Annotated in this window: 17 protein-coding genes, 1 tRNA gene and 2 riboswitches; of the genes, 14 read left to right on the plus strand and 4 right to left on the minus strand. The window is 40.3% G+C overall.

Features of this window, described 5'->3' with window-relative positions; translation table 11 throughout:
- The first annotated feature begins 55 nt into the window (after window positions 1–55).
- From D0T20_RS03205 to D0T20_RS03215, 3 genes are all read left to right on the plus strand, one after another.
- Window positions 56–424, plus strand: coding sequence for a DUF488 domain-containing protein (locus D0T20_RS03205; protein WP_116438375.1), 369 nt, complete (start codon window positions 56–58; stop codon window positions 422–424).
- A gap of 343 nt (window positions 425–767) precedes the next feature.
- Window positions 768–2057 (plus strand): uracil-xanthine permease family protein, encoded by a 1290-nt coding sequence (locus tag D0T20_RS03210; RefSeq protein ID WP_004132817.1) that lies wholly within the window; start codon window positions 768–770, stop codon window positions 2055–2057.
- 142 nt (window positions 2058–2199) lie between these two features.
- Window positions 2200–5766 (plus strand): UPF0182 family membrane protein, encoded by a 3567-nt coding sequence (locus D0T20_RS03215; RefSeq protein ID WP_116438376.1) that lies wholly within the window; start codon window positions 2200–2202, stop codon window positions 5764–5766.
- A gap of 121 nt (window positions 5767–5887) precedes the next feature.
- Here the strand turns inward: D0T20_RS03215 and D0T20_RS03220 are convergent, their stop codons facing one another.
- On the minus strand, window positions 5888–6679 hold the full coding sequence (locus D0T20_RS03220; protein WP_116438377.1) for an ABC transporter permease: 792 nt from the start codon (window positions 6677–6679) through the stop codon (window positions 5888–5890).
- Window positions 6680–7065: 386 nt separating this feature from the next.
- On the opposite strand from D0T20_RS03220, the gene D0T20_RS03225 reads away from it, so the two are divergent.
- The 3 genes from D0T20_RS03225 (at window position 7066) to mfd (ending at window position 12458) form a co-directional block, all read left to right on the plus strand.
- Complete coding sequence (locus D0T20_RS03225) at window positions 7066–8106, plus strand: ABC transporter substrate-binding protein (RefSeq protein WP_162862718.1); 1041 nt, start codon at window positions 7066–7068, stop codon at window positions 8104–8106.
- 127 nt (window positions 8107–8233) lie between these two features.
- On the plus strand, window positions 8234–8833 hold the full coding sequence (gene pth / locus D0T20_RS03230; RefSeq protein ID WP_116438378.1) for an aminoacyl-tRNA hydrolase: 600 nt from the start codon (window positions 8234–8236) through the stop codon (window positions 8831–8833).
- Window positions 8823–12458, plus strand: a complete 3636-nt coding sequence (gene mfd, locus D0T20_RS03235; protein ID WP_116438379.1) for a transcription-repair coupling factor — start codon at window positions 8823–8825, stop codon at window positions 12456–12458. Before pth ends, mfd begins: the two co-directional genes overlap by 11 nt.
- A 79-nt stretch (window positions 12459–12537) precedes the next feature.
- Here mfd and D0T20_RS03240 read toward each other — a convergent pair whose 3' ends face one another.
- From D0T20_RS03240 to D0T20_RS03250, 3 genes are read right to left on the minus strand one after another with little or no spacing between them, the layout of a single operon-like run.
- Window positions 12538–13353, minus strand: a complete 816-nt coding sequence (locus D0T20_RS03240) for an ABC transporter ATP-binding protein (RefSeq protein WP_116438380.1) — start codon at window positions 13351–13353, stop codon at window positions 12538–12540.
- A gap of 43 nt (window positions 13354–13396) precedes the next feature.
- On the minus strand, window positions 13397–14428 hold the full coding sequence (locus D0T20_RS03245; protein WP_004130477.1) for an ABC transporter substrate-binding protein: 1032 nt from the start codon (window positions 14426–14428) through the stop codon (window positions 13397–13399).
- 30 nt (window positions 14429–14458) lie between these two features.
- Complete coding sequence (locus D0T20_RS03250) at window positions 14459–15247, minus strand: ABC transporter permease (RefSeq protein WP_116438720.1); 789 nt, start codon at window positions 15245–15247, stop codon at window positions 14459–14461.
- 10 nt (window positions 15248–15257) lie between these two features.
- Window positions 15258–15364, minus strand: a riboswitch (TPP riboswitch).
- A gap of 147 nt (window positions 15365–15511) precedes the next feature.
- On the opposite strand from D0T20_RS03250, the gene eno reads away from it, so the two are divergent.
- The 8 genes from eno to D0T20_RS03290 all read left to right on the plus strand — a co-directional run bounded on the left by eno (window position 15512) and on the right by D0T20_RS03290 (window position 24657).
- Window positions 15512–16807 carry a phosphopyruvate hydratase gene (gene eno, locus D0T20_RS03255; protein WP_004111823.1) on the plus strand — a complete coding sequence of 432 codons (1296 nt, stop codon included), beginning with the start codon at window positions 15512–15514 and terminating at the stop codon, window positions 16805–16807.
- 210 nt (window positions 16808–17017) lie between these two features.
- A complete protein-coding gene (locus D0T20_RS03260) occupies window positions 17018–17932 on the plus strand; it encodes an L-lactate dehydrogenase (protein WP_004130482.1) in 915 nt (304 codons plus the stop codon).
- A gap of 147 nt (window positions 17933–18079) precedes the next feature.
- Window positions 18080–18721: an FtsB family cell division protein gene (locus D0T20_RS03265; protein ID WP_162861513.1), complete on the plus strand. Its 642-nt coding sequence runs from the start codon at window positions 18080–18082 to the stop codon at window positions 18719–18721.
- Between the two features lie 74 nt (window positions 18722–18795).
- Window positions 18796–20427: a DUF501 domain-containing protein gene (locus tag D0T20_RS03270; protein ID WP_162862676.1), complete on the plus strand. Its 1632-nt coding sequence runs from the start codon at window positions 18796–18798 to the stop codon at window positions 20425–20427.
- Window positions 20428–20468: 41 nt separating this feature from the next.
- Window positions 20469–20552: transfer RNA gene (locus D0T20_RS03275), tRNA-Leu, on the plus strand.
- 230 nt (window positions 20553–20782) lie between these two features.
- Complete coding sequence (locus D0T20_RS03280; RefSeq protein WP_016829565.1) at window positions 20783–21952, plus strand: branched-chain amino acid aminotransferase; 1170 nt, start codon at window positions 20783–20785, stop codon at window positions 21950–21952.
- Window positions 21953–22138: 186 nt separating this feature from the next.
- A complete protein-coding gene (locus D0T20_RS03285; RefSeq protein ID WP_116285788.1) occupies window positions 22139–22894 on the plus strand; it encodes a trimeric intracellular cation channel family protein in 756 nt (251 codons plus the stop codon).
- Window positions 22895–22965: 71 nt separating this feature from the next.
- A riboswitch (Lysine riboswitch) is annotated at window positions 22966–23157 on the plus strand.
- A 51-nt stretch (window positions 23158–23208) separates the two neighbouring features.
- Window positions 23209–24657 carry an amino acid permease gene (locus D0T20_RS03290; RefSeq protein ID WP_032812801.1) on the plus strand — a complete coding sequence of 483 codons (1449 nt, stop codon included), beginning with the start codon at window positions 23209–23211 and terminating at the stop codon, window positions 24655–24657.
- Window positions 24658–24713 lie beyond the last annotated feature (56 nt).

Raw genomic sequence — 24713 nt, forward strand, 5'->3', positions numbered from 1 at the left:
CTTGTTGAAAAAAATCATAATTGTGTAATCATTATATGTAGTTAAAGAGGCAATTATGTGCAATATTAATATTCAAATTAAACGCATTTATGAATCATCTGATGAACATGATGGCTTTCGGGTATTAGTAGATAGATTGTGGCCTAGAGGAATAAGTAAAGAAAAGGCAAATCTTGATTTGTGGTGTAAAGATATTGCTCCATCAAGTGATTTGCGAAAATGGTTTAGCCATAAGCCTGAGCGCTTCAAAGAATTTTCTAATCGTTATATTGAAGAGCTAGACGAGAATCAAGATTGTGTAAACCAAATCGTAGATATATGTAGAAAAAGTAAAAAAGTAACGTTTTTATATGGAGCGAAAGATCCGCGTATAAATCATGCAATTGTATTAAAAGATTACATTCAAAATGTTTTGCAAAATTAAGATTGTAATAAGCGAATTTAATACATAAGCAAAAGTTTATGTTTATAAACTTTTATGAGTAATAATTAGTGGTGTTTGATGCGTTTTCGACACACCGATTTTCCTTGATATTTCAACAAAACAAATTTATAAATTTATTATTTTTCAAATTGTCTCGACACTTTGTGATTAGTACATTAGAATGACCACTTGGCTAGGGGGCGGCGGTTGGTATAGCCTCTGCAAAATCTGCCAAACCTGCGCTTGAGTAGTGCTTGTTTTTTTTTTAAGCTGGCGCTTGTTTTGGTGGTTGTTTTTCAATCACAAACGTATATATAAACTTGTTTTATGCAAGGAGAAAACGATGAAATCGTTGTTTACATGGCAGCTTCATGGAGACGGAAAAACTTTGAAGCCAGGAGAAGTAGTAGAGCCAGATGAGCGTTTAACTTGGACTCGTACTGCTGGTATTGGCGCTCAGCATGTTATTGCTATGTTTGGCGCAACATTCTTAGTGCCAATTCTTACAGGCTTTGATCCGTCTACTACTTTAATGTTCACGGCTCTTTCTACAGCACTGTTCTTGTTGATTAACGCAAATAAGCTTCCTAGTTATTTAGGAAGCTCTTTTGGTCTTATAGCACCTGTTATGGCTGTAACTGCAGCACATAAGGGCATTGCTGTAGCAAGCTTTGGCATTATGTGCACAGGTATTCTTCTTGCGCTAATCGGTGTGCTTGTGCATTTTGCAGGAGCAAAGTGGATTGACATTATTATGCCTCCTGTTGTTAACGGTGCAATCGTTGCAATTATTGGCTTTAACTTGGGTCCAGCTGTTTGGGGTAATTTCCAAAAGGCTCCAGACACTGCTTTGGTAACTCTGGTTGCAGTTATGCTTATTGCAGTGATTTTCCGCGGTCTTCTTGGACGATTGAACATCTTGCTTGGTGTTCTTGTTGGCTACGCGTATGCATGCTTCCAGGGTCAAGTTGACTTTAGTAAGATTGAGCAAGCAGCTTGGATTGGCTTCCCTAAGTTCCACACTCCGCAAGTTGACTTCTCTGTTTTGCTTATGTTCTTGCCAGTTGTGCTGGTTCTTATTGCAGAAAACGTTGGTCACGTTAAGTCTGTAGCTCAAATGACTGGCCGCGACTACGATTCCAAGATTGGCACAGCTTTGTTTGCAGACGGCTTAGGCACTGCAATCGCTGGTTGCTTTGGCGGTTGCGGTACTACAACTTATGGCGAAAACATTGGCGTTATGGCTGCAACAAAAGTGTATTCTACTGCCGCTTATTGGTGCGCTGCATTCTTTGCATTCGTGTTAAGCCTTTGCCCAAAGTTTGGTGCAATTGTAAACTCCATTCCAGCTGGCGTTTTGGGTGGTGTAACCACTTTGCTTTACGGCATGATTGGCATGATTGGCGTTCGCATTTGGGTAGAGAACAAAGTGAACTTCGATAAGCCAGTTAACATTATGATTGCTGCAATCGTTATGATTATTGGCATTGCTAACTTCCAATTTGCTGTCTCTGGAATTCAGTTCAACGGTATTGCAATCGGCACTGTTGTTGTGTTGGTTGTGTATCACGTTATGAAAGCAATTGGAAAGCTTACTGGAACAATCGCTAAAGACGATCCAGATGTTGCTTAGCATAAATGCTTTAATATGATTTAATTTAATCAAAATAGGCGCGTTCGCTACTTTTGCGAGCGCGCTTTTTTGTAATTACTTTTGACTACACAACAAACACAACACGTAGATTGGGAATAATTAGTATAGTATTATTAACCTTATGTTGAAAGTCATTATAGAAATACTCATTGGCGTTGCATGGGCTGTTTTTGGCGCTTATATGGCTAAAAAACCTAAAAACACTAAAGTGCATAAGCGTGCCGATTATACAAGCGATGGAAAGAAAAAGAGCAATCAAAATAATGATTCTGCCTATACGTCTGACGATACTTCTACGGATGATTCCAGCGATCAAGATGTAGTTATAGAAAGCATTGATGAAGATAATAGCAATGCAAATGTTGTTACTAAAGATGAGTCTAAAGATGAGTCTAATAGTAAAAACAAAGATAAGACTTCTTCAAAGTTTGCAAAAAAAATAAAAGATTTGGCAGACTATTATAGTGACGATGATGACCTAGGTGACCTCTTTAGCGATATATTAGAAGCTAAGAAAAAATTAGAAAACGAAGGCGATTCGCCAAAAAATAGCGATACTAGCGATACTAGCGAAGATAGTAAAGATAGTAAAAGCAATAAAAGCGATATAAAAAACTCAAATAGTAAGGAGAATAATCGCTATATGAGAATAGATTTTGATGTAAATAAGTTTGTTGGAAAATCAAGAAAATGGCGTTGGGCTATTGTTGCGATCGTAGTAGCAATAGCTCTTATATGCTCAATTATTTTTGGTTTTTCTACTTTTATTACAGATTGCATGTGGTATGCGCAACTTGGATTTGAGAGCGTAATCTGGATTCAACTAGCCGCAAAAATCGGCGTTTGGGCTTTGTATGCTCTGCTTATGGCTGCGTTTGGGTATTTGTCTGCATATATTGCGATTAAAAAACGCCCTGGAAGCGAAGACGGCGTATATGTTAAAGAAAAAGGCAATATTTTAGACACTAAAAAGGGAATAAGCTCTAAGCTTGCAATGCATGTTGCAGGAGTTGTGTCTTTGATTGTAGGCGCTGTGTTTGGAATGCAATTCTACAATCATTGGGTGCAAATTTTGCTTATGTTTAACTACCAATCGTTTGGTATTAAAGATCCGCAATTTGGATTTGATAACGGTTTTTATGTGTTTGCTTTGCCAGGCTTGCGACTTTTTACAAGAGCGTTTATTGTTCTTCTTGCTGTTTCTTTGCTATTTAGCGTTATAACAAACGCTTTGATGGGAGCTGTAAGAATTACGCTTCCTGTAGATGGAAAGGGCATTTTTAGCATAACTAAAAGCGCAAGGCGTCAAATTTCTGCATGGTTTATGCTCGTTATTATTTTCTGGTCCGTTTTGCAAATATTAGATGTGTTTGCGATTGTAAATTTGGATGGTTCTAAGATTACTGGCGGATCTTACACAGATATGAATGCTGGTGTTCCTTCCAGCATTGCAATGGCTGTAATAACACTAATTGTTGGAATTGTTATAACAGCGTGGTTGCTAAAATCTCATGCTCTTAATGGGAATGTAAAAATTGGCACGCGTTTTGTTGTAGCTGTTAAAGCTTGGCGCACGCCTGCTATAGCTGTTGCATCTTTAGTTGTATGCGCTATGGTGTTATCTTTTGCTTGGCCTGCTCTTTTGCAACGTTTTAAGGTAGCGCCGAATGCTCAAGAATTAGAAGCCACTTATATTCAGCGAAATATTGATGCAACTAAGTTTGCGTATGGCTTAAATAATGTTAAAAAAGAATCGTATAACGCTACTTCGGAAGGAAAGTCGGGAGCGCTTGCAAAAGAAGCGGAGTCTACTGCACAAATCAGGCTTTTAGACCCTCAAGTCACTTCTCCAACATTCCGCCAATTGCAGCAATCTAAGCAATACTATACTTTTGCAGATACTCTTTCTGTGGATAAGTACGACATTGATGGCGTGAGCCAAGACACGGTTATTGCTGCGCGCGAGCTTGATTTAGCTGGAAACGATAATCGAAATTGGGTTAATGACCACACTGTTTATACGCACGGATATGGCGTTGTGGCAGCTTACGGAAATAAGGTTACCGCAGACGGTCAGCCGCAATTTATGGAGTATGGAATTCCAACTCAAGGAAAGCTTACAAAGTTAAAGAAGTATGAGCCGCGTATCTACTTCTCGCCAAATGCTCCAAAGTATTCGATTGTTGGTTCTACAAAAGGCTCTGCTCCTTGGGAATTTGATTATCCAACTGGTTCAAATGGCGCTTTAACAACGTTTAAGGGGAATGGTGGACCAAGTGTAGGTAACTTCTTCTCTAAGCTGCTACACGCTATTCGTTTTGAGTCAGATCAGATCTTATTCTCGGATAGAGTTACTGCAAATTCTCAGATTTTGTATGATCGCGACCCTAAGACTCGCGTTTCTAAAGTCGCTCCGTACTTGACATTAGATGGGCGCGTTTATCCAGCGGTTGTTGATGGACGAGTTAAGTGGATTGTTGACGGATACACAACGTCCGACTCCTACCCATATTCGCAAATGACTGATTTTGGGCAGGTGACTCAAGATTCTACAACAACAACATCTCGTTCGATTAAAGGCTTAACGAATCAGCGAGCAAACTATATTCGTAATTCAGTTAAAGCTACTGTTGATGCGTACGACGGTTCTGTTGATTTGTATGTGTGGGATAAAAAGGATCCTGTGATTAAGGCTTGGAGATCGATATTCCCAGGGCATTATCACGATATTTCTAAGATTTCTGGCGATTTGATGAGTCATATTAGATACCCAGAAAGCTTGTTCAAAGTACAAAGGCATTTGCTTGCAAAATATCATGTTGACAGCGCAAGCCAGTTCTTCTCGGGAGAAGACTTCTGGCAGACTCCAGTAGATCCTACAGAATCTCAAAGTCTTCAGCGAGAAGATATTTTGCAACCTCCATACTATTTGACTTTGCAAACTAGAGGAGCAAACAAGCCAGTATTTTCGCTTGTTTCTACATACATTCCTGCTGGAAGATCTACTCGAGAGATCCTAACTGGATTCTTGTCGGTAAATTCCGATGCTGGAAATGTTGCTGGAAAAGTAAGCGAAAATTATGGCAAACTAAGACTTCAAGAGTTGCCTAAAGTTTCCAATGTTCCAGGACCTGGTCAAGCTCAAAACAACTTTAACGCTAATGCAAATGTTTCTAAAGAGTTGAATTTGCTTGAATCTGGATCAACTAAAGTTAAGCGTGGAAACTTGCTTACATTGCCACTTGGTGGAGGATTGGTTTACGTAGAGCCTGTTTACGTACAATCTAGCGGATCTACGAGCTACCCATTGCTTAAGAAAGTATTGGTTGCTTTTGGAGATCAAGTTGGATTTGCGGATACTTTGGATGAAGCATTAAACCAAGTGTTTGGAGGAAACTCTGGCGCAAACGCTGGCGATGCTTCCAATAATTCTGGCGTAAACAATATTGCTTCTAATCCTAAGAAAAAAGATTCGACTAAGAATAGCGAAAATGGCAATAAAAATGCTAATGCTAAGGCAGGCGCTGATTTTAGTGCAAAAGCAAAAATGGCTCTTAAGCGAGCAGCTCAAGCGCTAAAGGATTCGGATGCTGCAATGAAATCTGGAGATTGGCAAGCGTATGGCAAAGCTCAAAAAGAGCTAAGCGATGCGATTAACGATGCTATTAAAGAAGACTCTGGAAAGTAAAAGCAAAAGTCAAATCTTTCGAGTAAAAGCAGCGCAAAAGCAGCTTTAGATTAATAAAAATAATGCCGAGCATAGTTTAGATTATGTTCGGCATTATTTTATGTGTTGGCTTTATGCGTTTTTACATTTGATTATCTGGGTCTTCGTCGTCTTCTACAGGACCTAGCAATAATCGCTCGCTTATATTAACTACGCCCATCAATATTGCTGTAAACGCAATAATTACGAATGTTGCAGAAAAAATAAGCGGAGTGCGGAAAGAATTATATGCAGCTTGCAGCCAAATACCTAATCCTTGACGAGCGCCAAGATATTCTGCAGTAGTAGCTGCGCCAAAAACGTAGGCTGTACTAATGCGAATTCCACCAAAAATTTGTCGAGCTGCAATCCTTAATTTTACGTGCCAAAGCGTCCAAACTCGTCCCGCTCCGCATGTGAGAGCTACATCGCTATAAAAACTTGGAACTGCATCAAGACCTCTAATTGTTTGAACAGCAATAGGGAACATGCTAAAAATAGCTACGATAACAATTTTTCCAGACATTTCGAAACCGAACCATATAAGAAATAGCGGGGCAATCGAAATAAGTGGTAACGTTTGTGCAGCACAAAGAAGGGGGAATAAAGCTGCGTGAACTAGCTTGCATACGTGAAAAAGTACGCCCAGTAAAATGCCGCACACAATGGCAAGACTAAAACCAATAACTGTTTCTTCAATAGTTGCAAGGGTTGCAGGCCATAATTGTGGCCATACATCACAAGTTGCTTTAGCAATATCTGTAGGAGTTGGAATAGAATTTTCTGGAATTTTATAGAATTCGCAAGAAAGCTGCCAAAAAATTAGTAATGTAATAGTAGAAATTATTGTTGGCAGATAATTGTGCAGTAGTTTTTTCCAACGCGCGCGCGTCATGGAATTCGTTCCTTTCAGTATACAAGCCATAATGCTTGTTGTAGCTGCTTGACTGCTGCCCCAATCAAACAACGTAAAATTTTACAAACTTTCTTGTATGAAAATATCACATAGCTAGTATGTAGTTAGCAAGCGTGTATTTTATGCGTATTTGTCTTTCGATTAGTGCATAATTTAGTCGTTTCGTGAGTCAATGTGTGGCAAACCGCAGCAATTTTATTGCTCGGGGGCATTGAACGGCGCGGGCTAGGCCCTTTATACCGTTTTCTGCCAAGTTCGTGTCACATTCCCAGAAAGCGGTTATTTATAAGAAAGCTAGGGAACTCATGATATGCGAATTATGGCGTAATGTGCGAGCTTTTTGTTTGAAATTTAATAAAAATGTTATGCGTGCAATAGCAGTTTTTATAAGCGCATGCTGCATTTTGTCTTTGTGCGCGTGCGGATCAAACAATAGTAAGCAGAATAGTAAATCTGGTCTTCAAAACGTTTCGTTTATGCTTTCGTGGATACCTGATACTAATCATATTGGCGTATACGTGGCAAAGCATATGGGATGGTTTAAGCAAGCTGGTTTGCACGTGAATATTTTGGCTGTGTCTCAAACTGGTGCCGAACATGCTGTTGACTCGGGTGCTGCGGATTTTGCTTTAAGTAATATTACTAGTCTTGCAGATTTCAGTACAAAAGGCGCTAAATTGAAGGAAGTTTTGCAAGTTCAGCAAAAGCCTAGTGCAATTTGGTGTTCTCTTTATAAAAATACTAAAATTCATTCTCCTAAAGACTTTGATGGTAGAACTTTTGCAACCTTTGGATCTGCAGAAGGTGATGCTGTGATTCGTAGAATGATTCAGCACGATGGTGTCAAAGGTAAGTTCGATAAGGTTACTGTTGGTACTTCTACGTTCCGTACGCTTGAATCCGGAAAAGCTGATTTTGGTGGTTTTTATGGCACTTGGGAAGGTGTTCAGGCGCAAATGTATGGTCCAAAGTTGCGTTGCTTTAAGGCAGAAGATTATGGAGTTCCTGGTCAGCCAGATACGATTGGTGTTATTACTAACGCAAACACAGTTAAGCGCAATCCGAAGATTGTTCGCGCTTTTGTTAAAGCCGTTAAGCGCGGTTACGAATATGCTTACAATCATCCAGATGAAGCTGCGAACATTTTAGTAAAAGAAGCTCCTGAAGCTAATCTTGATGTGAAATTCGTTAAGCGAAGCATGAAGATGATTGTTGACGGGCAATATTGGGGTAATCGTGCAGACATAAAAAGCGGCAAGTTTGTGTTCGGCACAAATGATGTTAAGGGTGCTCAAGAATACTTCGACTTCCTAAGTAAGGAAGGTGCGTATACGGATTCTAAAGGCAAAGTAACATATAAAACTCCTCAAGCAAAAGAATTAACTACGGACGAATTTTTGAAGTAGTTTACGCAATGACTTGAGTCTTGCTAAAATAAAGTACAGTATATGAGGGCGTATCGGGTAGTTGTATAATCCAACTTCAATCGGTACGCCCGTTTTGTTGTTGAGTTTATAAGATTGGGTGTGAATTATGGCTTCGGATTTTTGGCTTATTGCTGGCCTTGGCAATCCTGGATCTAAGTACGAAGGTACTCGTCATAATATGGGGTTTATGGTTGCGGATTTGCTTGCTGAGCGGTGGTCAATATCTTTTTCTGACCATAAAGGCTTGTCTAAACTTGGCAAGGGAGTTATGAATTTAGACGGTAGGCTTGCAAAGTTCTTCCTTGCTAAACCGCTTACTTTTATGAATGATTCTGGAGCTGCAATATCTTCTATAAGCTCTTATTATCAAATTGAAACTGACCATATTGTGATTGTTCACGACGATATGGATTTGGATTTTGGGCGCATTAAAGTAAAAGCTGGAGGCTCTGCTGGAGGTCATAACGGTATTCGTTCTATAGATCGCAGTCTTGGAACTCCGCAATATGCGCGCGTAAGAATGGGTGTTGGGCATGCTCAGCGTGGTGCTCATGCTCACGATAATACTGTTAATTGGGTTTTGGGCGGATTTGCTGGTGCGCAAAAATCTGAACTTCCTGATTTTTTGGCAGATGGCGCAGATGCTGTAGAAAGTGTGATTTTCCGCGGGCTTGCAGCCACTCAGGAGCATTTTAATGGCAGATAAGTATGATTCTTTTGCTAACAAAATGCTAGATTCTAAAGATTTTAAAGATTCTAATATTGCTGATGCTTCTTTTGAAAGCATACTTAAAGATATTTGTAAGAAAAATGATTCGTTTAAGTCTTTAGCTTTGCTTGAAGAAGATTTTTCTAATCCTCTTAATGTGTATTGTCCAAGTGGAGCTAGAGCTGCTGTAGCTGCTGCAATGGCTACTAAAAAGCCTGTTGTTTTAGTAGTTCCATCTGGTAGAGATGCTTTGGAATCACTTGAATCAATACGCGATTTTTATAATGGGGACCCTAAAGATATTGCTAATCTTGAAGCTTGGGAAACTCTTCCGCACGAGCGTCTTTCTCCTAGAGCAGATACTGTAGCAAGCAGAATGGCGGTTTTTAGGCGATTAAAGCATCCGCAAAGTGGGGAAGATGGCAAAAGTGGCAAAAGCAGCATGTTTAGCCCAATTCGCGTTCTTGTTATGCCAGTTCGTTCCCTTATTCAGCCAGTTGTTAAGGATCTTTGTAACGTAGAGCCGCTTGTTTTTGAATGCGGCAATGAGATTTCTATCGAGCTTGCTGCAAAGCGACTTGTTGAAAACTCGTATAATCGCGTGGAACTTGTTATGAATCGCGCTGAATTTGCTGTTCGAGGCGGAATTATAGACGTTTTTCCTCCAACAATGGATCATCCTGTGCGTATTGAGTTTTTTGGAGATGAGATTGACTCAATTAAGCAATTCCACGCATCTGATCAGCGCACTTATGGGAAGAATATTAATAGCGTTTGGGCTACAGCTTGCCGAGAATTACAGCTTACAGAGAGTATTCAAAAACGAGCAAAGTCTTTGATTGGTAAGATTCCAAATGCTCAAGATATGCTTGAATCAATCGCAAATGCAATACCTGTAGAGGGTATGGAGTCTTTGATTCCAGCATTAGTTGACAATATGGAACCAGTGGAAAATTTGCTTGATAAAAACGCAATCATTTTGGTTTCCGACTTAGAAAAATGCAAGCGCGCAGCTAACGATTTAGTTAAAACAGCAAACGAGTTTTTGGCTGCAAGTTGGCATGTTGCTGCGTCTGGTAAGGGTGCTGGCGCTCCAATAACATTCGATAAAGCGAGTTTTCTTGATTTTGGCAGCGTTTTAGAAAATCTTGAAAACAACAATCATCAAGTAATTAACTTAAACAGTTTTGCAATAGATTCAGCAGATAAATCGCCAGAAACCGTTGATTATAAAGAAGAAAGCGAAAATAAAGTCGTAAAAAATAACTATTTAGACTTGTGCATTAAATCTCCTCAAGAATTTAGAGGAGATAGTGAGAAGATTTCTAGCGGAATATCTGGTCTTATTTCTAACGGATACAAAGTTTATATTAGCGCTGCTTCAAGTGGAATTTTATCAAGACTTGCGAGAGCGGTACGTGCAAGTGGTGTATTTGATTTTTCGGAAGTTCAATCGAAAATAGTTGACGGCTTTATAGATACGCAAAGTAAAATCGCAATTCTTAGCGAAAGAGATTTAACAGGAAAGTCATCCTCTGTAAGTGGTTTTAAGTCGCCAAAGCGTAGAAAAAAAGAAATCGACCTTCTAGACCTTAAGCCAGGAGATTTTGTTGTTCACGAACAGCACGGAATTGGCAAATTTATAGGCATGAGGCAGAGGAATGTAAAAACTTCAAACGGAGAAGCTACGCGCGAATACTTGGAAATTGAGTACGCGCCAAGTAAACGCAATGCTCCTGCAGATAAGCTTTTTATTCCAACAGATCAACTTGATTTGGTTAGCAAATATGTTGGTGCCGAAATTCCAAAGCTAAATAAGCTTGGAGGCGCGGACTGGGCTGCTACAAAAGAAAAAGCGCGAAAAGCCGTTCAAGAAGTTGCGCAAGACTTGATTAAACTTTATTCTGCACGAGCATCTAGCAGCGGATTTGCTTTTAGCGCAGACACTCCATGGCAAAAAGAACTTGAGGACGATTTTCCATACCAAGAAACTCCAGATCAGCTTACGACTATTGACGAAGTTAAACAAGATATGCAAAAGCCAATTCCAATGGATAGGCTGATCTGCGGAGACGTTGGTTTTGGTAAAACCGAGATTGCTGTGCGCGCTGCTTTTAAGGCTGTTCAAGACGGCAAGCAAGTGGTTGTTCTAGCGCCAACAACTCTTTTAGTTCAACAACATTACGAAACTTTTACTAATCGCTTTTCTGGATTCCCTGTAACTGTTGCTGCAATGAGTAGATTCCAAAGCGAAAAAGAGGTTAACAATACGATTCAAGGCCTTGAATCGGGCGAAGTTGATGTTGTTATTGGCACGCATAAGCTTTTGAATCCAAACATAAAATTCAAGGATTTAGGTTTGGTTATTATAGACGAGGAGCAGCGTTTTGGTGTTGAGCACAAGGAGACTTTAAAAGCTTTGCGTACAAATGTAGACGTTCTTAGTCTTTCGGCAACGCCAATTCCTCGAACGCTTGAAATGGCTGTTACTGGTATTCGCGAAATGTCTACTCTTGCTACGCCTCCAGAAGACCGTTTGCCAGTCTTGACTTATGTTGGAGCTTACGAAGACGCGCAAGTGGCAGCTTGCGTTAAGCGAGAGTTGCTTAGAGGTGGCCAAGTATTTTATGTGCACAATCGAGTAGAAGATATTAGTAAAGTTGCGGCTAATATTCAAAAACTTGTTCCAGATGCTAGAGTTGCGATTGCGCACGGAAAAATGGGTGAGAAGCAGCTTGACACTATTATTCGCGATTTTTGGCATAGAGATATTGACGTTCTTGTTTGCACTACGATTATTGAAACGGGATTAGATATTTCTAACGCTAATACGCTTATTGTGGATCATGCAGACAGATTCGGTTTAAGTCAGCTTCACCAATTGCGCGGGCGTGTTGGCAGAGGTCGTGAGCGAGCGTATGCATACTTTTTGTATGATCCGTCTAAGCCTATGACTCAACAAGCGCATGATCGCCTTGCAACAATTGCTCAATATACTGCTCTTGGATCTGGATTCGATGTTGCTATGAAAGATTTGGAGCTTAGAGGCACTGGAAACTTGCTTGGCAATGCGCAAAGTGGCCATATTGAAGGCGTTGGATTTGATTTATACGTGCGAATGGTTTGTGAAGCTGTTGAAAAATACAAAGAGCCAGAGCATAAAGAAACTATTTCTACGTCTATTGATTTGCCTGTTGAAGCTTCTATTCCAGTTGATTATATTGATTCCGACAAATTGCGATTAGAAGCGTACCGTAAGCTTGCTTCCGCTAACAACAATAAGGATTTGCAAGAGTTGCGAGATGAGTTACTTGATCGTTTTGGCGAGCCGCCTGAAGCGTTTAGCATATTGTGCGATGTTGCTCGCTTACGTTTTAAGGCTCGCGATCTTGGTATTACGCAAATTAGCTCTCAAGGTAAATCGGTTCGTGTTATTGGTTTAGATCCAAAAGAATCTTTGTGGATGCGTTTGCAAAGGATTTACCGCGGAGTTAAGTATCGTCCGCTTACGCATACGCTTATTATTCCATCGCCTTTTGAATCTTCACTTGGAACTAGCGCAATGAGTGAGCGCGAAATACTTGATTGGGTTCGCCAACTTCTTGAAGATTTAGCTTGGTAAGGTAAATTATTGCGTTGTTTATAAATAAAGGCGGCCGCTATTTTTGCAGTCGCCTTTATTCACATTATTTTCGAGTTACTTATTGCAAAGCTCCTCTAAGCTCATCTTCTATTTCACTATGATTTACAGGGCGATTTTGAGCGTCAAGATGCTCGCGATCAATGTTCCATTGCTTATAAATCTTGCCATCTTTTATCATAAGAATGCGGTTAGAAAGTCTTACAGCTTCCGCAATATCATGCGTAACCATAAGTGTAGTCCAGCCATATTTAGCTTGAAGATTATTAAGCAAATCTTGCATATCGAAACGCGTAAGAGCATCCAAAGCTCCAAAAGGCTCGTCAAGCAACAATAATTCAGGACTTCTAACTAAAGCTCTCGCTAAAGATACGCGCTGCTGCTGGCCTCCAGAAAGCTCAGAAGGCCACTTGTTGTCGTAGCCAACAAGCTGCATTTGGCAAAGCGCTAAATGCGCAATATTCTTAAGATCTTGCTTGCTTCCTTCCATGCCGAAAACAACATTTTTGTTTACAGAAAGCCACGGTATTAGTCGTGCATCTTGAAAACCAATAGCCTGACGGCTTGTTGCATGAATGCTGCCTTCGCTAGGAGTAAGAAGTCCTGAAATTATTTTCAAAAGCGTAGTTTTTCCGCATCCCGATCTACCAATAAGCGAAACAAATTCGCCCTTTTTAATTCTCATCGTAATGTTTTTCAATACAAAAGAAGAATTATTTGCAAAATTGTTTTCTGTATTTTTATCTTTTGCACTTGCGAAAGAAATGCCCAGATTCTCTATACTAACGCAGTAATCGCTATCGTTAATATTTGATTTGCAAGTAGATTCTTTGGAAACTTCTACATTGCTACGCTTATGAAAAATGCTATTAAACATAGTCGTATTCTAAAGTCGTACTCTAATTACAATTAGTAATCGTTTACTTGCTGCAGTCGATTACAGCTTTAGAGAAATCAGGAACTTCTTTAATGAATCCGTATTTAACATATTCCTTAGCTTGTTGTTTAAGCATTTTCATAGTTTCTGCATTCATTGGTCGAATTTGCGGAATGTCAAACTTAGCTAATTCTTTCATTGTTTCATCGGATGCACCAAACTTCTTATACATATCAAGAATAATCGAATGCTTCTTCTTAACTCTTTTACCTTCTTCTACTAAAGCACGATACATTTTCTTTAATAGCTGTGGGTGCTTTTTAGCAAATTCAGCAGATGCAACTTGGATTCCGAAGTTAATATTTCCATAATCTTTTGCAGTGACTAGAAGTTTTGATCCTGGAGTTGCAAGAGCTGCAGCAAAGTTCTGATCGAAGGTTGCTAATGCATCAACTTGACCAGTTGTGAATGCTGCATGGAAGTTCTTCGGACTCATCTCTACTTCTTGAACCTTGGATGGGTCAAGTCCTGCTTTTTCAAAAGCTTTGTGAATTATATAATCTCCACTTCCACCTTTAGCAATAATTCCAATCTTCTTTCCGTACAAGTCTTTAAGCGATTTGATTCCGCTATTTGGTGCTGCTACGATTCCTTGAGCGTTTCCATTGTAATAGTTAATAGCATAAGCAACCCATGGCTGGCCTTTGGAGATAAAATGAATAAAATGGCCAGATCCTGTGGTTGTTACGTCTGCGTTTCCAGAAGTTACTGCAGTGTTTGCTTCTGGAGGAACATATGGTCCGCTAAATGTAACCTTTGCCTTGCCAAAGATCTTATCTGCCATCTTTGTATTATTTGAAAGAGTTGTTAAATAATTTGCAGAAGTCAAGTATGCTACTCTTAAAGTTCCAGTATCTTCTTTTACTTGCTTAGTAGTATTTGTGGAAGATTTTGCGGATGATGCTTGTGTTTTGCTGTTGGAGCTTCCGCATGATGCTAGGGTGATTGCTGTGCAAAGCGCGCAGAAAGCTGCTAATGCTCGCTTGCTTGTTTTAGATAATGCGAATTTAGCCATTTTATTCTCCTAATTATTTTGCTAATATTCTTAGTTCTGTTTGATTTTAACGATGGATGAACGTCGCTCAGGCATGCAAATTTTTTCTAAAAGTGTTGCAATTCCTTCAGAAAGTAGACCTGCAATCGCGTATAAAACTATGCATAGCAGCATTTGATCTGGTCTGTAAAATTCTTGTGATCTTGCAAGAACATATCCAATTCCTTTTGAAGCGTTGACTGTTTCACACGTTACCAATGCCACCCAAGACACTGATATTGCAAAGCGCAAAGCAGTCATAAAGTTAGGTAGCGCTCCTCGAAGAAGAATTGTGAAAAATACTGTTTTGATATTTACTTTGTATGCGCGAGCTAATTCCAAGAGTTTGGGATCAATATTACGAACTCCATCCCTCATATTTACGTAGAACGTTCCAAATACGCCTATAGCAATAAGAGCTATTTTCATAGTCTCACCAATGCCTAATAAAATAATAAGCAAAGGTGCTAGTGCAGTAAAAGGAACAGACCGTAGCATGTGGCCAGGCTTGTTAATAATAATGTCGCCCAGCTTTGTGCTACCAGAAATAACTCCTGCTGGAACTGCAATTATCATTCCTAAACATAATCCTGCAATAACTCTTGTAAAACTAATTCCCAACGAAGGCCAAATTAAACCTTCTGAGTTTAATTCTTGAAAAGCGTTAATTACTTCTGCAGGTGATGGAATGTGCCTAGTCTCTTTAGGCCCAAGTGTAGCTAAAAACCATCCAATAAGTATGACAAGTGTAGAAAGCCATGGCACACATAAACGTAGTGAAGAAGATGCATTTTTTAGCATGCTCTTACAATGGCTAACCATTCGACATTCCCTTCGATAGTACTAGCTATATCAGGTTCGACGGGTATGATCTCAGCAATTACAATCAAGCAAATAATTGCACCCCGTGTCAGTTTGTTATTATTGTACAAAGGTGTGGACAAATTAACAAAAGCTTAGATTATATAGGCTTGTATGCTTAACGACTTACGCTGCGAAATAACGTCCATAAAACGCATTAATCTTAAATATGTTACACAACCAACAGATAAATAAGGAGTAGTTGTGGCAGCTATTGAAAGCGTATATGCACGCGAAATTTTGGATTCTCGTGGAAATCCTACTGTTCAGGTTTATTTGGAGACCGAAGATGGCGCTCAAGGAATTGGTTTAGTTCCTTCTGGTGCTTCAACTGGTGAGGCAGAAGCTTGGGAGCGTCGCGATGGCGATAAGTCTCGCTACCAAGGCAAGGGTACTTTGGAAGCAGTTAAGGCTGTTAACGAAGTAATCGCTCCAAAGGTTATTGGCATGGATGCCTCTGATCAGCGCGCTCTTGATGAAACAATGATCGAGCTTGATGGCACTCCAAACAAGGGCAAGCTTGGCGCAAACGCTATTCTTGGCGTTTCTCTTGCTGCTCTTTATGCTGCTGCTGAGTCTGCTGAGCTTCCTTTGTATCGCTACATTGGCGGTACAAATGGCCACATTCTTCCAGTTCCAAACATGAACATTATGAACGGTGGTGCTCACGCTGATTTTGCAACCGATATTCAGGAATACATGATTTCTCCATACGGTTTTGCTACTTATAGCGACGCTTTGCGCGCTGGCGTTGAGGTTTATCACACCTTAAAGAACGTTTTGAAGAAGGAAGGCTTGGCTACTGGTCTTGGCGACGAAGGTGGCTTCGCTCCAAAGATGAAGTCCAACGAAGATTCTTTGAAGTACATTATGGATGCAATCGAAGCTGCAGGTTACGAGCCGGGCAAGCAGATTGGTATTTCCCTCGACGTTGCTTCTTCTGAGTTCTACAACAAGGAAACTGGCAAGTATCGTTTCGACGGCGAAGAGCGCGAATCTGCTTACATGCTTGATTACTACGAGAAGCTCATTAACGAGTATCCAATCGTTTCTATCGAAGATCCATTCCAGGAAGAAGGCTGGGATGATTGGGCAGCAATCACCAAGCGTCTTGGCGATCGTTTGCAATTCGTTGGTGACGACTTGCTCGTTACTAATCCAAAGCGTTTGGCTAAGGGCATTGAGCTTGGAGCAGCTAACTCCTTGCTCGTAAAGTTGAACCAGATTGGTTCCGTTACCGAGACTCTCGACGCTATTGAGCTTGCAACCAAGAATGGCTTCACTTCTATGGTTTCCCACCGTTCTGGCGAAACCCCAGATACCACCATTTCTGATCTTGCTGTTGCTAAGAACACTGGCCAAATCAAGACTGGTGCTCCTGCTCGTGGCGAGCGTATTGCTAAGTACAACCGCTTGCTTGAGATTGAAGAAGAGCTTGGTTCTACTGCTCAATATGCTGGTTACAGCGCATTCAAGGCTTGCAAGAAGTATATGAAGTAATATGCTAGAGCTTTTATAAGTTCTACGTAAGTCTTGTTTAAGATCTAGACTGTAGCATAATTCGGCCAGTCGCATTCATGCGATTGGCCGTTTTTCGTATATTTTAGCGATTTTTTGAAAAAATATATAAATTTTTCTAAAATTACTTTCATTCTCATCAAAATAGTGCTATTTTTTATGGAAAACTAAAAACGGAAGGAGATGTTTCATATGAGAAAAGTCGCAGTTATAGGCATGGGAAACGTTGGTGCAGCAGTAGCGCATCAACTTGTTGTTGGCGGTCATGCTGATGATTTGTATCTTTATGATACAAACGAGGCAAAAGTGAATGCCGACGCATTGGATTTTGAAGATTCAATGGATAATGTGCCTTTTAACGTTAATATTACGGTTAATGATTATGAAGCATTAAAAGACGTAGAGGTAATTGTAAGCGCCTTGGGTCACATAAAGCTTTTGGATGTTCCTCATCCAGATCGTTTTGCAGAGCTTAAGTATAATCGTAAGGAAGTTGCAGAAGTTGGTGCAAAGATTAAGGCTTCTGGATTCCACGGTGTTTTGATTGACATAACTAATCCTTGCGACGCTATTTGCCAGCTTTACAAGGAAGCTACTGGTCTTCCTTACGAAAAGATTATTGGAACTGGCACTTTGCTTGATTCTGCGCGATTGCATCGTGCAGTAGGCAAGTTCTTTGGCGTGCATCCAAAGGCTGTTAAGGGATATAGCTTGGGAGAGCATGGTGATTCGCAATTTGTTGCGTGGTCCACAGTTAAAGTCTTTGAGCAGCCTATAACAGAGCTTATTAAAGAAAAGAACATGGATTTAGACGCGATTGACGAGGAAACTCGCGAAGGCGGATTTACAGTGTTCTACGGAAAGAAGTACACAAACTACGGTATTGCTGCTGCTGCAGTTCGTTTAGTGGATGCAGTTCTTTCGGATTCTAAAGAGCAAATGCCTGTTTCTAACTATCGCGAAGAATACCATTCTTATCTTTCTTACCCAGCAATTGTTGGTAGAGAAGGAATTGTTAAGCAATGCCAGCTTGATTTGACTCAAGAAGAGTTGCAAAAATTGCAACATTCTGCAGATACGATTTTGAGCAAAGCTCAAATGGAGTAATCTAAAGTCAAAACTCTAAAGACTAAAGTTAAATAATAAGCTTAATAATAAAGCTAAGAGTTGATTGCGGTCAGTGGCCTTGTGCTGCTGGCCGCAATCTTATAAGCGCGTGTGCGTCACGTCGAATATTCAAAGTAATTTAGAAGTATGATTTTAAGAAATCGCCGCATGACTGCAAATACAGTTGACGAATCAAATCAGCCTCAAAAAAAGAAGCTGTTTTCTGGTTCAATCGTATTTGTTTCCATGATAGTTGTTGTATTTCTTTGCTGTATTGGTCTTATATCAACAATTCGTAACTATGCTTTAAGTTTGGCAGAATTGCACGCTTTACAAAGGGATGAGTCTGCTTTGAAAGATAAAAAGCAAGCTCTTAATAACGATGTAGAGCGTTGGAAAGACAAGGCGTATGTTGCAGCTCAAGCAAGGGAAAGATTGGGGTTTATATTTCCAGGGGAGCAGGCTGTTAGAGTAGAGCATCCAGAGGCGATTACGGGTTCTGTTCCAGAATCGTTTAATAAGGATGATTCTTTGTACGAAGATAGAAAAGCGTTGCCGTGGTATAGTGACTTGTTTTACGCGCTTCACAAGGCAGATAAGCCAGACGATATGAGCTTTAAAGCTAAAGAAAATGATGAAAGTAGCAAGTCTTCTAAGATTAATACCACTAAGCAAAGTGGCAAACAAAATAATCACTCCAATAGCACAAGCAAGTCTAATAAATCTAAAAGTAATAATGAAAAGTCAACAAACAAAAAACATAGTAATAATGGTAATAAAAGTAGATAGAATTAAAACTAGATAGAATTTAACAATAAGAGTTGTATACGATTTTAAGATGCGCAATGCATATGGAGTGTAACATGGGCCTAAACGCAAAGTTATTAGTGAGTTCGCTACTAGAGAATCCTGCAAATAAAGCAGACAAAAACATTGTAAAGCGTCAATTAGGAAGATTTCCAAGGGGCATGGTTGCTGTTGGCGCTAGATGCGTTTGTGGTAGGCCACTTGCTGTTATTACGCGTCCATGCTTAGAAGACGGAACGCCTTTTCCTACAACATGCTATTTAACAAGTCCAGAGGCTGTTAAAGCTGCTTCGCACTTAGAAGCGCAAGGCTTTATGAAGGAATGCAATGATTTGTTAAACACTAACGAAGAAGTTGCTAAAAAATACGAATATGCGCATAAAGCGTATTTAGAGTTTCGCAAAGAGTTAGCTAATCGATTAAACGATAGCGAAGAGCATATTAAAAACATGAGTGCAGGCGGAATGCCAGTTCGTGTTAAATGCTTGCATGCTTTGCTAGCTCAAAGTCTTGTTATGGGCAGAGGCGTTAATCCTATTGGAGATATTGTTTTAGACAAAATCGCAAGTGAGTTTAGTCCAAAAGTTTGCAAATGCACTACTCCTTGGGAAGATAATGACTATGCTCAAAATGAAGATGAAGAATCGCTCAATCTTGGTTGCAAAAAAGTTAATCGAGAAGGCGTATCTAACAAGTCTGTTTGTGTTGCTGCAATCGATTGTGGAACTAATTCGATTCGTCTAAAAATTGCTAGAGTTGATGAAAATGGCATGAAAGATGTTGTTCCTAGAATGCTTAGGGTTGTACGCTTGGGGCAGGGAATTGACGAAACGCATATGTTTGCGCCCGATGCATTAGAGCGTGTAAAAGAAGCTGCTAAAGAGTTTGCTAAGGTTCTTAGCGAGCATAAGGTGGATGCTATTCGTTTTGTTGCAACTTCTGCAACAAGGGATGCTCTAAACAGAGATGTGTTTGAACAAATGATGTTTGAAGAACTTGGAGTGCATCCAGAGGTGATTAGTGGAACTGAAGAGGCTGCTTTGAGTTTTTTGGGAGCAACAAGTGTTGTTTCTAGAAAAGACTTGCAAGCGCCTTATCTTGTTATTGATTTAGGCGGAGGCTCCACAGAGCTTGTTTTAGGCGGAGATGGCGTAAATATTGCTGAAGATAAGGTTGATTCGGCATATTCTATGAACATTGGTTCTGTGCGCATGACTGAGCGTCATTTGCATACGGATCCGCCTACCGAAGAAGAGATATCTTGTGCAATTAAAGATATTGACAAGAATATAGATGAAGCGTTAAAGCATGTTGATGCTGGTAAAGCGCGCACGATTATTGGTGTTTCTGGTACTGTTACAACTATGGCGGCTCTTGCGATTGGCTTAAAGCATTATGACCATAAGGCTGTTGATGGAGTAAAAATCGCGTTAGATCAGGCCTATACGGTTAACGATAGGTTCTTGCATATGTCTAGGGAGAGGCGCCGCACGTATGCAACGATTCATCCTGGAAGAGTTGATGTTGTTGGCGGAGGTGCAGTTGTGCTAAGTCGCGTTCTTGAGCGTCTTGCTAAAGAGGCTTATCAAGATCATGGTGGCGTCTTGGAAACTTTTGTTGCAAGTGAGCACGGCTTGCTGGATGGAATCACTCTAGATTTGGGTCGTAGAACACTCGCCACACGCTGAGTTGTTTTTAATTGTTTTATATGGCATAATTAATGACTGTTGCCTCCGTGGCGGAATTGGCATACGCATCAGACTTAAAATCTGACGCCCTTACGGGCTTGTGGGTTCGAGTCCCACCAGAGGCACAAATCTTACGCTGCGAATTTATTTTTTTCGTATATTATGTTAATTCTTTGTTGCAAATCGTAAATCTTTAGCCTAAATGCTTGTTTTTCTATAAAAAATATTTGTATACGGGCTTGCGTTAATTGAGAATCGTACTAATCTATACCATTAATTGCATTAAAAGCAATTGCAATGCATTAATTATAAAGCAATCACAAATACAGTAATTGCAAATAGGAAAAGAGACATAATGGCCGATTTAGAAGTCGCTCCAGAGTTTAAGGATGCCTACGGTTCTTACGATCATAGCGATCCTGCTCTGTTAAACAAATTAGCTGGCAACTTTACCGTTTTGCCTAACGATAATCCAGTTTCTAGTGCTAAGCGCAACGAACTTATTGATAAGCCAGCATTTGGTCAGATTTTCTCCGACAATATGGTTCATATGTCTTGGACCAAGGGAGAAGGCTGGTCCGATAGGCGTGTTGAGCCTTACGGTCCGTTGAAAATGGATCCAGGCGCATCTGTTCTTCATTACGCGCAAGAATGCTTTGAAGGCTTAAAGGCTTATAAGCGTTCCGATGGTTCTGTTTGGCTTTTCCGCCCAGATATTAATGCTGCGCGATTCCAAAATTCTGCTAAGCGTTTGTATTTGCCAGATCTTTCTATTGACGATTTTATTGGGTCGGTTGCAGCTTTAGTTAAGCGAGATAAAGATTGGGTTCCAAGCAGGCGCGAATACACGCTTTATATGCGTCCGTTCATGTTTGCTTCCGAGCCTTTCCTTGGTGTTCGCGAAGCTCACGAGGTTGAGTATTGCGTAATTGCTTCTCCTTCTGGCCCATACTTTAAGGGTGGCTTAAAGCCTGTTAGCATTTGGGTAGAAGATCAATGGTTCCGTACTGGTCCTGGTGGAACTGGTTTTGCTAAGTGTGGCGGAAATTATGCTGCTTCTTTGCTTGGCGAATATAAGGGTATTGAGCACGGATGTGAGCAGGTTTGCTTTGTGGATGCTGCAACTAAGACTTATTTGGAAGAGCTTGGCGGCATGAACATGTTTGCGCTCCACAAGGATGGTCATTTGGAAACTCCATCTTTGACTGGTAGCATTCTTCCAGGCGTTACTCGCCGTTCTATTATTCAACTTGCAAAAGAGAAGGGTCATGATGTTGTTGAAACTATGATTCCTCTTAAAGGCTTGCTTGACGACATTCGCTCTGGAGAAGTTACGGAAGTTCTTGCTTGTGGAACTGCTGCAATCATTACTCCAATCGGCAGGTTTAAGTCGGAAGAGTTCGATCTTAAGGTTGCAGATGGTGGCGTTGGAGCCCTTACGCAAGAGCTTCGCGATGAGCTTCTTGGAATTCAGCTTGGAGATGTTGAAGACACTCACAACTGGATGTGGAAGGTGTGCGACTAGTTAAGAATTGAAATCGTTCAAAATTAGTCGTAAAAAACGTTAATATATTTTATTTAGCGCGTCATTGTATGTTTATAACATTTTATGTTTATAACAAGTGGCGCGCTAATTGTATGCTTGGTTAGATATAGGTTAATTGTTGGTTAGATTTTGTTTTGAGTGTTTAGCGCATGGAAAGGAAGTATTGTGGAAGGGGCATTAGGTGACAACGTTTTCTTCCTTGTTGTTGAATACATAGCTGTGGGTTGTTGTGGAATGGTTGGCGGAATGTGGGCTATTCGCAAGAACTACGATATTTTTGCAATAATTACAACGTCTTGGCTTACAGCATTGGGTGGTGGAATTGTTAGAGACGTTTTGCTTGGCGCTTTGCCTCCTGTAGGAATTGCGGATAGGGGATTTGTTTTTACTGGACTGGCTTCTGGTGTTATTGTTGCTTTTGCTCATCTAGAAATTGATGAGTGGAAGTGGTTTATGTTAACTCTGGATGCTTTAGCATTGGGTCTTTTTGCTGTAAATGGCACTGCTAAGGGGCTGGATTTTCACATGTCTGGAATGGCGTCTGTGTTTTTAGGTATGGCCACGGCGCTTGGTGGTGGATTAATTCGAGATATGGTTTTGAATCAAGTTCCTGTAATTGTTCGAGATAAGCATTGGTATGCGCTTCCTGCTGCAGTTGGGTGTGTTTTAACAGTATTTGTTGTAAAAGCGCAACGTGCAGGGTGTTTTGATGTTATTACAGAGATGATTTTAGATACTCTTATTGTTGTGCTAGTAGTTGCGATGCGATTAATGTCTGTAAAGTTTGATTTAACGCTTTTTGGCGCAATGAATCGCAAATCGCCAATAAAAATAAATAAATATCGCAGACATAATGCATATAGTCGTAAAATTTCCGATAAATCCATAAAAAATACAGAAAAAAATAATCAAAATAACTAGAAAATCTAGTCTAATCTGAATAAATATCGGTTAGTGTCTAGAGTTTGTCTTTGCCTATCTTAATAATAAAACACATCGACCAGAGGTCGCGCTCAACAAGAGTAGCAATCATTAGCCAGAAAGAGGCGTTAAGTGATTTGCAAAAGGGGAGAGCGCCGAAGTTTGTAGGTTATTCTTTCTAGCTTACAAGCTGGGACTTGGCTAAATAGGCCAAGGACTGTCGCAGCAATTTTGGCAATTTGCTGCGGAGTGCTATCGACATGCATATTGTTGCCTGTTTGCCTCTGTTTGAATATTGTCAAAAGGAGGAAACAATGAGTAACAACAGTTCATCAACTACAGAATCTCAAACCGTTCATCGCGGTCTAAAAACACGCCACATTTCCATGATTGCTTTGGGTGGAAGCATTGGAACGGGCTTATTTGTAGCTAGCGGTGCAACAATCCACATGGCAGGCCCAGGGGGAGCGCTTTTAGCGTATGCTGCAATCGGCATTATGGTTTATTTTCTTATGACATCTCTTGGCGAGATGGCAACTTATATGCCAATTAGTGGATCTTTTGCATCTTATTCTGGAAAGTTTATTGATCCAGCTTTAGGATTTGCAATGGGCTGGAATTACTGGTTTAACTGGGCAATTACAGTTGCTGTAGATATAAGCACTGCAGCAATCGTTTTGCAATATTGGCTTCCTAAGGTGCCAATATGGGTATTCTCCCTAACAGTTCTTGTTATTATTCTTTTGATTAATATTCTTACTGTTAAGTGCTTTGGAGAAACCGAGTATTGGCTTTCGATTATTAAAGTTGTAACCGTTATTATATTCCTTGCTATTGGTTTGCTTACGATTGTTGGCATTTTAGGTGGAAAAGCGCCATTGCTAAGCAACTTTACGCATAAGAATGCTCCATTTGCTGGCGGAATCCCAGCTGTTTTAGGCGCGTTTGCTATTGCAGGCTTCTCTTTCCAGGGAACAGAGCTTATTGGTATTACAGCAGGAGAATCTGCAACACCAGATAAGAGCATTCCAAAGGCTGTAAAGCAAGTGTTCTGGCGTATTGTTTTGTTCTACATTCTTGCAATCTTTGTAATCGCATGCATTATTCCATACACAAGCCCAAGTTTGCTTGGATCGGAAGCTAGCGATATTTCTATAAGCCCATTCACTCTTGTATTCCAGCGCGCAGGATTGGCAGTTGCAGCAACAATTATGAACGCTGTTGTGCTTACATCTGTTATTTCGGCAGCAAACTCTGGAATGTACGCTTCTACTAGAATGCTTTACGCTCTTGCAAAAGATAATCACGCTCCAAAGATGTTTGGAAACGTAGATAGAAGAGGTGTTCCAATGCAATCTTTGGTTGCAACGTTTGTTGTAGCTCTTTTAACATTCTTGATGAGTATTTTTGGAACGCAAATTTACATGTTCTTAGTTGCTGCAAGTGGTTTGACTGGATTTATTGCGTGGGCAGGAATCGCAGCTGCGCACTACAGGTTCCGCAAGGCGTATATTGCTCAAGGAAAGTCTTTGGACGATCTTGTTTATAAAGCTAAGTGGTATCCATTCGGTCCTATTGTGGCTCTTGTATTGTGCATTTTGGTTATTGTTGGTCAAGATCTTGAATCGTTCCACACGCTTAATTGGCAAGCGATTGGCATAACTTATATGTCTGTTCCGCTGTTCATTGTGCTTTATGTTGGATACAAGATTAAGTATCACACTAAGGTTATTCCGTTAGATCAAGTTGATTTAACAAAGTGATTAGAATATAAAAAATGCGCTCAGTGATTTGCTGAGCGCATTTTTTATTGATTAAC

The organism is Gardnerella piotii (assembly GCF_003397585.1).
Classification (GTDB): domain Bacteria; phylum Actinomycetota; class Actinomycetes; order Actinomycetales; family Bifidobacteriaceae; genus Bifidobacterium; species Bifidobacterium piotii.